This is a genomic window from Nereida ignava (assembly GCF_047114695.1).
GTDB classification, from domain to species: domain Bacteria; phylum Pseudomonadota; class Alphaproteobacteria; order Rhodobacterales; family Rhodobacteraceae; genus Nereida; species Nereida ignava.
Map to the genome: position 1 here is coordinate 1149193 of NZ_CP112885.1, position 13911 is coordinate 1163103.

General features: G+C 55.5%; 12 protein-coding genes. 5 read left to right on the top strand and 7 right to left on the bottom strand.

Translation table 11 applies throughout. From position 1 onward, the window contains the following. Window positions 1-66 precede the first annotated feature (66 nt). Both ettA and OLX08_RS05715 read left to right on the top strand, forming a co-directional pair. Window positions 67-1722, top strand: a complete 1656-nt coding sequence (ettA, locus tag OLX08_RS05710) for an energy-dependent translational throttle protein EttA (RefSeq protein ID WP_334067245.1) — start codon at window positions 67-69, stop codon at window positions 1720-1722. A gap of 277 nt (window positions 1723-1999) precedes the next feature. Further along, window positions 2000-2206, top strand: coding sequence for a cold-shock protein (locus OLX08_RS05715; protein ID WP_048598959.1), 207 nt, complete (start codon window positions 2000-2002; stop codon window positions 2204-2206). Window positions 2207-2289: 83 nt separating this feature from the next. On the opposite strand, the gene OLX08_RS05720 is transcribed toward OLX08_RS05715, so the two are convergent. The 3 genes from OLX08_RS05720 to OLX08_RS05730 all read right to left on the bottom strand — a co-directional run bounded on the left by OLX08_RS05720 (window position 2290) and on the right by OLX08_RS05730 (window position 3589). Further along, window positions 2290-2538 (bottom strand): hypothetical protein, encoded by a 249-nt coding sequence (locus OLX08_RS05720; RefSeq protein ID WP_341246979.1) that lies wholly within the window; start codon window positions 2536-2538, stop codon window positions 2290-2292. 124 nt (window positions 2539-2662) lie between these two features. Further along, window positions 2663-2866, bottom strand: coding sequence for a dodecin family protein (locus tag OLX08_RS05725; RefSeq protein ID WP_048598957.1), 204 nt, complete (start codon window positions 2864-2866; stop codon window positions 2663-2665). Between the two features lie 57 nt (window positions 2867-2923). Beyond that, a complete protein-coding gene (locus tag OLX08_RS05730) occupies window positions 2924-3589 on the bottom strand; it encodes an arylesterase (protein ID WP_391483079.1) in 666 nt (221 codons plus the stop codon). 13 nt (window positions 3590-3602) lie between these two features. On the opposite strand from OLX08_RS05730, the gene OLX08_RS05735 reads away from it, so the two are divergent. Together OLX08_RS05735 and OLX08_RS05740 are read left to right on the top strand one after the other, a co-directional pair. Beyond that, the gene (locus tag OLX08_RS05735; RefSeq protein ID WP_391483081.1) at window positions 3603-4274 is read left to right on the top strand and encodes an ABC transporter ATP-binding protein; all 672 of its coding nucleotides are present in this window, start codon (window positions 3603-3605) and stop codon (window positions 4272-4274) included. Beyond that, a complete protein-coding gene (locus OLX08_RS05740; protein WP_391483082.1) occupies window positions 4271-6793 on the top strand; it encodes an ABC transporter permease in 2523 nt (840 codons plus the stop codon). Before OLX08_RS05735 ends, OLX08_RS05740 begins: the two co-directional genes overlap by 4 nt. A 41-nt stretch (window positions 6794-6834) precedes the next feature. Here the strand turns inward: OLX08_RS05740 and gltX are convergent, their stop codons facing one another. From gltX to OLX08_RS05755, 3 genes are read right to left on the bottom strand one after another with little or no spacing between them, the layout of a single operon-like run. After that, window positions 6835-8157: a glutamate--tRNA ligase gene (gltX, locus tag OLX08_RS05745; RefSeq protein ID WP_391483084.1), complete on the bottom strand. Its 1323-nt coding sequence runs from the start codon at window positions 8155-8157 to the stop codon at window positions 6835-6837. 29 nt (window positions 8158-8186) lie between these two features. Continuing rightward, on the bottom strand, window positions 8187-8540 hold the full coding sequence (locus OLX08_RS05750) for a hypothetical protein (protein ID WP_391483086.1): 354 nt from the start codon (window positions 8538-8540) through the stop codon (window positions 8187-8189). Next, window positions 8530-10227, bottom strand: coding sequence for an NAD+ synthase (locus tag OLX08_RS05755; protein WP_391483088.1), 1698 nt, complete (start codon window positions 10225-10227; stop codon window positions 8530-8532). The genes OLX08_RS05750 and OLX08_RS05755 overlap by 11 nt, the downstream gene beginning before the upstream one ends. Window positions 10228-10392: 165 nt before the next feature. Here OLX08_RS05755 and OLX08_RS05760 point away from each other — a divergent pair, with 165 nt between their 5' ends. After that, window positions 10393-11853, top strand: coding sequence for an MORN repeat-containing protein (locus tag OLX08_RS05760; protein ID WP_391483090.1), 1461 nt, complete (start codon window positions 10393-10395; stop codon window positions 11851-11853). Between the two features lie 19 nt (window positions 11854-11872). Here the strand turns inward: OLX08_RS05760 and OLX08_RS05765 are convergent, their stop codons facing one another. Then, entirely contained in the window at window positions 11873-13885 is a 2013-nt protein-coding gene (locus OLX08_RS05765) for a M3 family metallopeptidase (protein WP_391483091.1), read from the bottom strand. Between the last annotated feature and the right edge of the window lie 26 nt (window positions 13886-13911).

Consider the following 13911-nt stretch of genomic DNA (forward strand, 5'->3'; position numbering starts at 1 on the left):
GCATTGCCCCCGCGACCATGCCGCGTTATCTGGGGCCAACTTACCTTTTACTCGGAGATGTAACAGATGGCTGCCAATCAATTCGTCTACTTCATGGACGGCGTGTCCAAACAATACCCTGGCGGCAAAAAGGTGTTTGAGAACATCCGCCTGAACTTCCTGCCCGGTGTGAAAATTGGTGTAGTCGGTGTGAACGGCACAGGTAAATCCACCTTGATGCGCATCATGGCCGGTCAGGACAAAGAATTCACCGGTGAAGCATGGGCGGCAGAAGGCGCACGCGTCGGCTACCTCCCCCAAGAGCCTGATTTGGACCCAAGCCTTGATGTGCGCGGCAACGTGATGCTGGGCGTGAAGGCAAAGAAAGACATTCTGGATCGCTATAACGAATTGGCGATGAACTACTCCGATGAGACCGCCGAAGAAATGGCGCAGCTACAAGACGAGATCGACAGCCAGAACCTGTGGGACCTCGATGCGCAAATCGACGTGTCGATGGAGGCACTGCGCTGCCCTGCGGATGATGCAGACGTCACAACCCTATCGGGCGGTGAAAAGCGCCGCGTGGCCCTGTGTCAGCTTTTGCTCGATGCGCCTGACATGCTGCTGCTCGACGAACCGACCAACCACCTTGACGCCGAAACAATCGCATGGCTGCAACAGCACCTGATCGATTACAAAGGCACCATCCTGATTGTTACCCACGACCGTTATTTCCTTGATGCAATCACCGGATGGATTCTGGAACTGGACCGCGGCTCAGGCATCCCACATGAGGGTAACTATTCGTCATGGCTGGAAGCCAAAGCCAAGCGCATGGAGCGTGAAGCGAAAGACGACAAATCCAAGCAAAAGACCCTCGAGCGTGAACTTGAGTGGATGCGACAAGGCGCCAAAGCGCGCCAAGCCAAATCAAAAGCGCGGATTGCGGCTTACAACGAGATGGCCAATCAATCAGAGCGCGAAAAAGTCGGCCGCGCACAGATCATTATTCCAAACGGTCCCCGACTTGGTGACAAAGTCATCGAGATCGACAACCTCACAAAAGCCTATGGCGATAAACTTCTGATCGAAGATTTGTCCTTCTCGCTGCCTCCGGGTGGTATTGTGGGCGTCATCGGGCCGAACGGTGCGGGTAAATCTACATTGTTCAAAATGCTCACGGGCGATGAACAACCAGATGCGGGATCAGTCAGCTACGGCGACACAGTTGACCTTAGCTATGTGGATCAGTCACGTGACGCACTGCCCGACGATAAAACCGTCTGGGAAGTAATTAGCGACGGCAATGATATCATCATGCTGGGTGACGCTGAAGTGAACAGCCGCGCGTATTGTTCGTCGTTCAACTTCAAAGGCGGCGACCAGCAGAAAAAAGTCGGCGTTCTATCAGGTGGTGAGCGCAACCGCGTTCACATGGCCAAGCTGCTGCGCGCCGGTGGCAATGTCCTGCTGCTCGACGAACCGACGAACGACCTTGATGTTGAAACGCTTCGCGCCCTTGAAGATGCGTTGGTCGACTTTGCTGGGTGCGCTGTGGTCATTTCACACGATCGCTTCTTCCTTGATCGGATTTGCACCCACATTTTGGCATTCGAAGGCGAAGCGCATATCGAGTGGTTTGAGGGTGGCTTCACCGAATACGAAGAAGACAAAAAACGCCGCCTTGGACCCGATGCCTTGGAACCAAAGCGCGTCAAATACAAGAAATTCGCACGCTAAAATCCTGTTTAGCGCGACGATACATTAAGGATACGCTTGGCCAAATAGCGGCTCGGCGTATCCCAAACACCACATATCGTAGCCAGATCAGCCGCGAATTGCTGATCAAAATGCTTTCCCCGATTTCCCTTGCTTTATGAGGGTCGTCACCCCATATGGGGTTTAGCTACGTTATGCACTCGATCCCTGTCTTCCCTTACCGGCTACAGTCTTTCGATCCCTGACTAAGCCGACGTGCTGCAATTTCGCGGGCACGAATTTAAAAGGAGACACGGATATGGCTACTGGCACCGTGAAATGGTTTAACACTACTAAAGGCTACGGCTTTGTTGCACCCGATGGCGGCAGCAAGGACGTTTTCGTTCACATCTCTGCTGTTGAGCGTTCAGGCCTCACTGGTCTTGCTGACAACCAAAAAGTAACATTCGACATCGAAAGCGGCCGTGATGGCCGTGAGAGCGCGATCAACATCGCCCTCGCGTAAGTCATTGTACTTATAATGGAAAAGGCGCCCATCCAATTGGATGTGGCGCCTTTTTTTTATGTCTAGATCTAACCGTCCCATTATTAGTTCAGGACTTGGCTCCAAAACATGTAGCACGGTGTAATAAACGCAAAAGCGATACAGAATTTCGCTGAAAGACCACCCGCCCAATCCAACAAAGGTGTGCCCCCATCAGGTGTCTGATTTGCGCGCATATCTGCGACCGTCGCACTTGGGCGGTACACGCGGTTATGCGCCTGAAGGCTTTCCATAGCTTGTGCGTAGACGCGGGCTTGGCGGGTTTGTTCATCGATGTTGTGCATAGAATTCATATTGCGGCTCCTCCGGTGTTGACCCGTAACATGGAACGATTTTTCCACCCGCCAAGACCCAAACCGCAAAAAAGGCTACCAGCCGCATGACAACGGACCTTCAAGTCGTTCAACTGTCAGAAAATCAGTCTTCCAGAACGAAAGTAACTTTCAAAACAACACGGTATTCATCGATTTTACCGTCTGAAACAGTTACTTTTTGATCCTGCACCCACGCGCCCGTTACGTTCTTCAGCGTTTTCGCTGCACGCTCAACGCCGGTTTCTATTGCATCATCAAATGACTTTTTCGAACTTGCGATGACTTCGGTTACTCTTGCAACACTCATACTCGTTACTCCTTATTTACAATACTCAAAAAGCCTATGCGCCTAAGGCTTGCCCGTCTAGTCGCCATCGATCAGCGCCGCCACCGACGGCCCGACAACCTTTACAATTTGCGTGACACCCTCTGCGTTCGGATGGATTGCATCGGCCTGCATGAACGGCAGCACGTCCCCCTCAAACGCCGTGAAAAAGCCGGGGTGATAATCCGCCCCGAAACGCGCTGCGATGTCTGCGAAAATTGGATCAAACGCGGCCTTATAATCAGGTCCGTAATTTAATGGCGCTTCAATCCCCACCACCAACACAGCCGCACCGGAGTTCGCAGCCTGCTGGACAATGGTTTCCACATTCTGCCGCACAACACTTGGATCAATGCCGCGCAGCATGTCGTTGCCGCCAAGGGCAATCACAATGGCATCAACCTGCTCACTCAACGTCCAAGCGATGCGCGCCGCACCACCTTGGGTCGTATCACCAGAGACCCCCGCATTCACAAGCGTTACCTCGGTCCCGTTTGCCTGCAGCCAGCTGTCTAATTGTGGCACAAGGCCCTGCTCAACAGGCAACCCATAGCCTTGAACAAGGCTGTCACCAAAGATCACCACGGTACTTTCGGCACGCGCAGCACTGTGCCCCATGCCAAGGCCCAGACCCAAGATCGCAACAATTGTCATCATCAGGTTGCGCAGCAGCAATACCGCCCCATATCCAGTTGTGATCCCCATGAAAGGCCCCTCAATGTCTAACCCGATCCTGTCCCTCAAAGATGTGCACCTTTCGCTAAATGGCAATGCGGGGATGGTGGATATCTTGCACGGCATCAGTCTTGACGTGACAAAAGGCGAGACATTGGCGCTGATCGGCCCATCGGGTTCGGGAAAATCATCACTTCTCATGGTAATGGGTGGGCTCGAGCAAGCAACTGGCGGCACGATCAGCGCAGTTAACCAAGACCTCACCAATTTGGACGAAGACGCACTTGCCGCGTTTCGACGGCACCACATGGGCGTAGTGTTTCAGTCTTTTCACCTTATCCCGACCATGACGGCGCTTGAAAACGTGGCCGTTCCGCTTGAGTTAGCTGGTGCAAGCGATGCCTTTGACCGCGCCCAAACGGAACTGGAAGCAGTCGGCCTTGGGGCGCGGGCGGATCATTATCCCAATCAGATGTCGGGGGGCGAGCAACAGCGCGTGGCCCTTGCACGTGCTCTCGCGCCGCGTCCGGAGATTTTGCTGGCGGACGAGCCGACGGGCAATCTTGATGGCACCAACGGTGAGGCCGTCATGGACCTTCTGTTTGATTTGCGCGACCGTCACGGTGCGACCCTCATCATGGTCACCCATTCGCCTGAATTGGCAAACCGCTGTGACCGCGTGATCCGATTGCGTGACGGACGGTTGGACCAATGAAAACTGCATGGATTTTTGCAACACGTGAACTGCGCAATGGCTTGCGCGGCTTTGGTATTTTTCTGGCCTGCCTTGCGCTCGGCATCGCCGCGATTGCCGCCGTGGGCAGCACCCGCACAGCCATCCTCAAAGGCTTAGAACGGGACGGGGCAGCACTGCTTGGGGGCGACGCAGAACTGCAACTCACCTACCGCTTCGCCACGGAAGACGAGCGCGCATGGATGCAAAGCCAAGCCGTTCAAGTGTCCGAGATTACTGATTTTAGATCTATGATTGTGGTGCCATCGGGGAGCGATGCGCCACCAGAGCGGGCATTAACCCAAGTCAAATCAGTCGATGCAGCCTACCCCCTTGTGGGCGAGGTTAAGTTATCCCCTGAGATGCCGCTTGATCAGGCCATTGCCGCAAATGGTGCGGTGATGGAGCGTGTCTTGGCTGACCGCCTTGGGCTGATAATCGGCGACAGCTTCAACATTGGTACCGGCACATTCCGCCTTTCAGCTATTTTGCAACGCGAGCCTGACAGTGCCGGTGGTGGTTTCGGCTTGGGCCCGCGTACATTGGTGCGCACTGAAAGTCTGGCAAACGCGGGCCTGCTACAAACCGGCACTTTGTTCGACACGAAATACCGCATGCTGTTGCCAGAAGGCACCGAACTTGCCGCCCTTGAGCGTGACGCCGAGCAACGCTTTGCTAATTCAGGGCTACGCTGGACCGATGCGCGCAACGGCGCGCCAGGCGTTCAGCAGTTTGTTGACCGGCTTGGTGCCTTTTTGGTGCTTGTCGGGCTATCTGGTTTGGCGGTCGGGGGCGTGGGTGTCAGCGCAGCGGTGCGCAGCTACCTCGAGCGGAAAACATCCGTAATCGCGACGCTCAAAACATTGGGCGCATCACGCTCAACCATCTTTGCCACTTACGCCATTCAAATCAGCCTGTTGACGATCTTGGGCATAGCTATCGGGCTTGTGCTTGGCGCGGCACTTCCACTTGCCCTCGCACCCATCATTGAAGCCCGCCTGCCGGTTCCCGCCGAGTTTGCAATTCACCCCAAACCACTCATCGAAGCTGCCATATATGGCGCGTTTGCCGCTGCAATCTTCACGCTTTGGCCACTTGCGCGCACGGAAAATATTCGCGCAGCCACGCTATTTCGGGACGCATTAGGACACGACAACGCACTGCCACGCAAAAGATACCTGTTTCTGACTGCGGGGTTGGTCGCCGCGTTGGTGCTTAGCGCCATCGCATTTTCGGGCACGGCGTTCCTAACCCTTTGGACCGCGGGGGGCATTATCGCTGTACTGGGTGTGCTTGCTTTAGCCGCGCGCGGACTGCGAGCGTTGGCGGCAGCCGCAACCAAAATGCGCGCGTTGCGCGGGCGGCCTGCCTTACGCCTTGCGCTTGGTGCCATTGGCGGGCCACGTGAACAGGCAAGCTCAGCTATTTTGTCACTGGGTCTTGGCCTTTCCGTGCTTGCCGCTGTTGGGCAAATTGACGGCAACCTGCGCGGCGCAATCGCGCGAGATTTGCCAGACGTCGCCCCCAGCTACTTCTTTGTAGATATTCAGTCTGACCAACTCAACGGCTTTAACGCGCGGCTGACGGGTGACCCTGCAGTGTCTCGGGTGGATACTGCGCCAATGTTGCGCGGAGTCATCAGCAAGATAAATGACCGCCCCGCAAAAGAGGTCGCAGGTGATCATTGGGTAATACAAGGTGACCGCGGCGTCACATACGCACCAACAGCGGCAGACGGGGTGACAATCACGCAAGGCAGTTGGTGGCCCGCAGATTATACAGGCGCACCGCAAATTAGCTTTGCCGCCGAAGAAGCCGAAGAGATGGGTCTTGTCCTTGGGGATACGATGACGATCAACATCCTGGGGCGTGATATCACGGGCACGATCACATCGTTTCGGGAGGTGGACTTTTCGACCGCAGGGATTGGCTTCATCCTGACCATGAACCCTGCTGCACTGCAGGGCGCACCGCACAGCCACATCGCAACAGTTTACGCAACACCCGAGGCCGAGGCCGAAATTTTGCGTGACCTCGCAGGAACATTCCCCAACATCACCGCGATCAGGGTCGCCGACGCGATTGCACGTGTGGGAGAGCTTTTGGCAAGCCTTGCTGCGGCCACATCCCTAGGGGCATCAGCCACATTGATTAAAGGCTTTTTGGTCTTGATCGGAGCCGCAGCAGCAGGTGTTGATGCGCGCACGTTTGAGGCGGCAGTCCTCAAAACACTCGGTGCATCAAAAGGCGTTATCCTGCAAAGTTTTGCATTACGAGCAGGGCTTTTGGGAGCGGCCGCGGGCACAATTGCGCTGGTTGCAGGGCTGACTTTTGCATGGGCCGTCAGCAAGTTTGTGATGGAAACCAGCTTTGCGATTGTCTGGGGAAATGCGTTGGCCATTATCATTGGCGGTGTTGCAGCCACGATGCTGGCGTTCCTGGGGTATGCTTGGGGGCCGCTGAAGGCACGCCCCGCCGGCATCCTGCGTAGAGGAAATTAGGGCAAAGGTGCGGGGCGGTCTTGCGCCCCGCTATACCTGCTTTAGGATTTCGCGCGAATGACTTGCAACAGGGGCAAAAGCGCAGACATATCAGGGCCGTGCTGCATGCCGGTTAGCGCTTTGCGCAATGGCATAAACAACCCGCGCCCCTTCCGACCAGTTTCGGCTTTTACAGCTGATGTCCACTGACCCCATGTCTCGGCGTCAAATGGAGCGTCTGGCAACAATGCCATCGCTTGGGCAACAAACTCAGCATCTTCGTCGTCAATAACAGGGTCTGCACCCTCGGAACAAAGCGTCCACCACTGGGCCAAATCTGCCTTTACGGTGATATTATCCTTCGCAACCGCCCAGAACTGCGCCTGAAGCTCTGCCGGCACACCCAACCCGTTCAGATCATTCGTCACGGCGTCAGCAGGCAGGCCTTGCAGCACATTCGCAGTCAGCGGGAACAGATCATTCTCATCAAATTTTGTCGGTGCAGAGCCAAACTTGGTGATGTCAAAGCCTTCAACCAATTCATCAATTGAGCCGCGCAGCTCAACCGGATCGGACGAGCCGATGCGCGCCAAAAGCGACAACAACGCCATTGGTTCGACACCGCGTTCACGAAGATCGCGCAACGCAAGTGTGCCAAGACGCTTTGAAAGCGCCTCGCCCTGCGGTCCGGTCAAAAGAGAGTGGTGCGCAAAAGTTGGAACAGTACCACCGATTGCTTCGATCATCTGGATCTGGGTCGCAGTGTTGGTCACGTGATCAGAGCCGCGCACAACATGGGTCACGCCCATGTCGGTGTCGTCCACAACCGACGCCAAAGTGTAAAGCACCTGACCGTCACCGCGGATCAGAACCGGATCACTTACGGATGCCGCATCAATGCTGATGTCGCCCAAGATACCATCGGTCCACTCAATTCGCGACTGGTCGAGCAAAAAGCGCCAGTGGCCAGAACGCTCAGCGCGCAACGCGTCTTTCTCAGCGTCACTCAACGAAAGACCCGCACGGTCATAAACCGGTGGTTTGCCCATGTTGAGTTGCTTTTTACGCTTCAAATCAAGCTCGGTAGGCGTTTCGAAACACTCGTAAAACCGGCCAATGCCGCGCAGCTTGTCTGCCTCCGCTGCATAGCGGTCAAGGCGGTCTGACTGACGCTCCATCCGGTCCCATGTGATGCCAAGCCACTCCAGATCTTGCTGAATCGCATCCACATACTCTTGCTTTGAGCGCTCTGGATCGGTGTCATCAATCCGCAGAATGAAAGAGCCGTTGTTCTTGCGCGCAATCAGATAATTAAAAAGCGCTGTGCGCAGGTTACCAATATGCAAAAAGCCAGTGGGCGAAGGGGCAAAACGAGTCGTGGTCATCGGAAATTCTCCTGTTCGCGCGGGATGTCTCACACCCTTGGGCGCTTGTCTAGTTTTCGCCATGCCACGGCACCAAGCAAAGCTATCAATAGCGCCCCAGTTGCCCAAGGTGCGCCGCGACACCCCTCAGAATAAAGCTGCCCTGCGACGGTGACATTTGCAAAGAGGGTCTCAACCTCACCTAGCAAAGCAAAAGACACCACCACCAATGCAGCATACCGCACCAAAGGTATCGGCCATAACAGCGACAACGCAGCAAGGACTAATGCGGCGACACCCACGGGATGCGTTGCGAAATACCCCACTTCGGCCAGCGCACCAACGGCCCCGTCTGTCGGGGACCAATCAGGCCTTAAGCGGGGGCACAGCGCATCAGCTACCATCGCGCCAACGGTTCACAATCGGATAGCGGCGATCAAGCCAAAACGCTTTTTGGCTCAGCCTTGGTCCCGGCGCAGCCTGAAAGCGTTTATACTCACTGATATAAACCAAATGCTCGACGCGCTTGACCACATCGCGGTCAAAGCCCGCAGCGACACATTCAGCAACCGACCGCTCCTCATCGATGAGCATTTCAAGGATCGCATCAAGAACTTCATACTCGGGCAAGCTGTCGCTGTCTTTTTGATCTGGACGCAACTCTGCTGTCGGCGGCTTGTTGATCACACGTGGCGGAATAACAGTGCCTTCAGGGGCCATCATCCAAGGGCGGTGGTTTGCATTGCGCCAACGGCACGTCTCAAACACGCGGGTTTTGTACATATCTTTGATGGGGTTATAACCACCCGACATATCACCATAGATGGTCGCATAGCCAACGGCGACTTCGGATTTGTTGCCCGTTGTCAAAAGCATCTCGCCAAATTTGTTCGACTGGGCCATCAACAAAAGCCCCCGCAAGCGTGACTGAATATTCTCTTCGGTCAGTCCCTCATCAAGTCCTGCAAAAAGCGGTGCAAGGGCTTCGGTCACTGCCGCGCGCGGGCCTGCAATGCTGACCTCATCGAGCTTACATCCAAGCAGGTTTGCAACTTCACCGGCATCATCAAGACTTTCGCGGCTGGTATATTCTGACGGCAACATCACGCAACGCACGTTCTCAGGGCCAAGCGCATCCGCCGCGATGGTCGCCACAATCGCACTATCAATGCCACCCGACAAACCAAGCAGTACTTTGGAAAATCCGGTTTTGCCCATGTAATCCCGCAGACCCTCAACCATGGCGCGGTAATCTTGTTCCTCTGTGCAAGGTTGCGGGGTTATCTCCCCCTCCACGGCACGCCACCCATCTGCGGTGCGCGTGAAATCAATGTGACTAAGCGCTTGATCAAAAAGGGGCATCTGAAGGGCAAGTGCGCCGCCTTTGTTCAACACAAATGAGCCACCATCAAAGATCTGATCGTCCTGTCCACCAACCATATTGAGGTACACCAGCGGCAAACCTGTCTCGACGACACGGGCCACCATGTGGCTCATCCGGACATCAAACTTACCGCGAAAATAGGGCGACCCGTTCGGAACAAACAGCATCTCGGCGCCGCTTTCTTCCATCGCCTCAGCCACATCTTCGTGCCACGCATCTTCGCAAATCGGAAAGCCGATACGAACACCGCGCACAGACATCGGTCCCTGAAGCGGCGCAGATGCGTAGTGGCGGACCTCGTCAAAGACGTTGAAGTTTGGCAGCTCATGCTTGTGACCCACGGATGTGATCTCGCCGCCATCCAGCAGATAGTACGCGTTAAACAACTGACCGTCTTTGCTTTGTGGCCCGCCAATTGCCATCGCTGGTCCGTGCTTAACACGCGCGGCCAACGCCTCGATCTGGGCCATCGCATCACGCACAAACTGAGGCTTTAGAACCAAGTCTTGCACCTGATAACCGGTGATAAACATCTCGGGAAACATGATCAGGTCTGCACCTGCCTCACGCGCTTCTTGCCACGCATCAAAGGCAAGCTGCGCATTGCCCGCCAAATCCCCAACCGTTGGGTTTAGCTGCGCCATTGTCAGCCGAAAGTTATCCTCGGCGCGTGTACGCGACCCTTTTTGACCGACCAGATCAGACATTGCCGTCCCTTTTTCGAAAACCACGCTTTGCTTTAGCAGATGTAGCCCCAAGCGAAAGGCCTGCCAATTTGCGATGCGCAAAAGTCGTTGTTCATTGCTCGTTGCTGATTTAGGCTTTCGCCAAGGGGCATCAATGGCCCTGCCTAGACTTTCGGGGGAACTACCGTGCAGCGCAATACCGCATCCGTCCTTGCGGCCCTTTTGGCCGCCACCTCTTTGGCCGCAGCACCCGTGGCCGCACAAAGCACACAGACAAAGCAGTATGAAAATGGCGGTGTCTACGAGGGAACTTTCAAAGACGGCAAGCAACATGGCATGGGCCGCTACACTTTGCCTAACGGATATGAGTACGAAGGCGAGTGGGTTAACGGCACGATCAGCGGCCAAGGTACAGCACGCTTTCCCAATGGCTCACTTTATGTGGGTGAGTTTCAGAACGGCCAACCCAACGGTTTTGGCAAGATCACTTTCACCGATGGCGGCACCTATGAGGGGGATTGGGCAGCAGGTATGATGACCGGCACTGGCCTCATTCTATACGATGGCGGTGTTGTGTATGAAGGCGGTGTCACAAACGGGCGGCACGACGGCATCGGCAAGATGCAAGACCCCTCCGGCTACATCTATGAAGGCGAGTGGATCGACGGGATTAAATCCGGCTCTGCCAAAATCACCTACCCCGATGGTTCTGTATTCGAAGGCGAGATGGCAGATGGTAAGCGCGCTGGCCCCGGGACGCTCGAGACCGCAGATGGGCTTGTGTTTGAGGGCACATGGGTCAACGACCAGATGGAAGGCGACGGTAAGCTGACCCAAATCAACGGTGACGTTTACGAAGGCACTTTCGTAGCCGGCCAGCGTCAGGGGCAAGGCACCGTAACGTACGCAAACGGCGATATCTACGTGGGCGCGTTCAACAATGATGCACGCCACGGCCAAGGCACGTTCACAAGTACGGACGGCTACAAATACGTGGGCAACTGGACCCGCGGCGAGATTGATGGCGAAGGTGTGGTGACCTATCCCGATGGCTCTGTGTACACAGGCTCATTCGTGGGTGGTCTGGCCGAAGGCACCGGCGAAATCATCTACGCAGATGGCAACACCTATTCGGGTGAGTGGGACGCAGGCGTGATTTCTGGCGAAGGGCGTGCCACTTACACCAATGGCCTGATTTACGAAGGCGGGTTCAAAAACGCGCGCAACCATGGCCAAGGCGTGATGACGTACCCTGATGGCTACCGCTATGAAGGCGCGTGGGAAAACGGGCAACGCAACGGGCAAGGTACCGCAACCTACGCAGACGGCACTGTATATGTGGGCACGTTCAGCGCAGGGCAGCGGTCAGGCACCGGCAAAATCACCATGCCTGATGGTTTTATCTATGAGGGTGAATGGACCCGTGGCGAAATCAGCGGTCAGGGCAAGGCCACTTACGCAAACGGCGACATCTATGAAGGTCTGTTCGTTCAAGGCAAACGCCAAGGCGCGGGCACAATGACCTACGCCACAGGCGAAACAGCAAGCGGTGAGTGGGACAACGGCGCACTGCGCGAAGAGACAGCCTCAATCGAAGGCGCTGACGATACAGCTACAAGAGAAGCTGAGGCGCAAGCGGACCAATAGGTCGCTCGCGCATCGGTCTTTAGGCGGCCAGTCCGCGCCCCTTAAGAAGGGCTTGCACACCAGGCAATCTGCCGCGGAAGGCAATATACAAGTCTTTCGGATCAACACTGCCTCCTTTTGATAAGATGTGCTCCTCAAGAGCCTTGGCAGTTTTGCTATCAAATGCGCTTCCCGCGTCTTCAAAGGCTTCAAACGCATCAGCGTCCATAACCTCGGACCACATGTAACTATAGTAGCTGGCCGCGTAGTAGCCGCCTGAAAACACATGGGCGAAATGCGGCGTGGCGTGGCGCATGCGGATGGCGGCGGGCATCCCGATCCGGTCAAGCGTCTCCGCTTGGGCCTGCATCGCATCAGCAGGTGGTGGACCGTCGTGGAAATCCAGATCAACCAACGCAGAAGCGACGTATTCAACCGTTTGGAATCCCATATTGTAGGTCGATGCCCCAAGAAGCCGTTCCCGCAAATCCGCAGGCATCGCCGCCCCCGTAATGGCGTGGGTAGCGAATGTCTCAAAGACTTCGGGCACCTCCATCCAGTGCTCGTAGAGTTGGCTTGGTAGCTCCACAAAATCGCGCGGCACTGATGTGCCACTTACCATTTCATAGGTTACATCTGACAGCATCTGATGCAGCGCATGTCCAAATTCATGAAACAACGTGCGCGCGTCATCATAAGACAAAAGCGCAGGTCCACCGGAAGGTTTGGCAAAATTACACACGTTTAACACAACTGGGCGGACTTCTTTATCCATCCGGTTTTGCGCCCGCATCGCAGAGCACCACGCACCAGACCGCTTTGACCCGCGCGCAAAATAATCCCCCACGAACACCGCAATATGCTCACCGTTGCGCGTCACATTCCACGCACGACAGTCTTCATGATACAAATCCAGCTCGACAGGCTCAAAAGACAGATCAAAAAGCCGGGACGCACAAGAAAACGCAGCCTCGATCATACGGTCAAGCTGTAGGTAGGGCTTCAATTCAGCCTCATCCAAATCGTGCTCTGCCTTGCGACGAGCCTCTGCATAATAATGCCAGTCCCACGCCTGAATGGGTCCTTCGTGACCATCTGCAATAAGCACCTGCTCAAGAACAATCGCATCTGCGTCCGCCGCCGCCTGTGCAGGGGCCCACACATCCATCAATAACGAACGAACTGCATCAGCATCGCCCGCCATTTCAACTTCCAGCTTGTAGGCCGCATAGTCTTTATAGCCCAACAGTTGTGCCAGTTCATGGCGCAACGAAAGCATTTCATTTGCCAGTGCGCGGTTATCCGTTTCGCCCCCATTTGCACCGCGCGCCACGTAAGCTTCATAAGCCGCTTTGCGCAAATCACGGTTCGGACAAAACTGCAAAAACGGTGTGATGATTGAGCGGGCAAGGGTGACAACGGGGCCGTCTACGCCTTTTTCCTGTCCCGCCGCGCGCATTGCATCGACGGCAAACTCCGGCAGGCCATTCAGATCAGCTTGGGTAAGCTCCATAAACCAAGTCCGCTCATCAGACAGAAGGTTCTGACCAAACGCGGTTCCAAGGCTGGCAAGGCGTGATTTGATCTTTGCGTAGCGCGCACGGTCGTCCCCCTCCAAGAGCGCCCCTGCCCGCACATAGTTTTTGTAGCTCAGCTCCAAAACGCGGGCTTGTTCGGCGGTTAAATCTAGATCGGCGCGCTGATCCCAAAGCGCTTGGTACCGCGCAAACAGGTCCGCGTTCAAAGAAATCTCAGAACTGTAATCTGCCAAAGCAGGTGAGAAATCGCGGCTCAACGCCTCTCGGGTATCGTTAGAGACAGCGCCAGAAATTGTGTAGAAAATTGATAAAACCTTATCGAGATCTTCTCCCACGCGGGCCATCGCCTCAATCGTGTTTTCAAATGTGGCAGGTGCGGGGTCAGCTGCAATTGCTGCCACATCCGCACGCGCCTCGGCCAATGCCGCCTCGAAAGCCGGCGCAAACATGTCATCGCGCACCTTCGAGAAAGCCGGCATGTCAAAAGGTTCGGTCCATGTGGTCAATGCGGTCATCATATCTCTCCGGTAAACTACGCTTT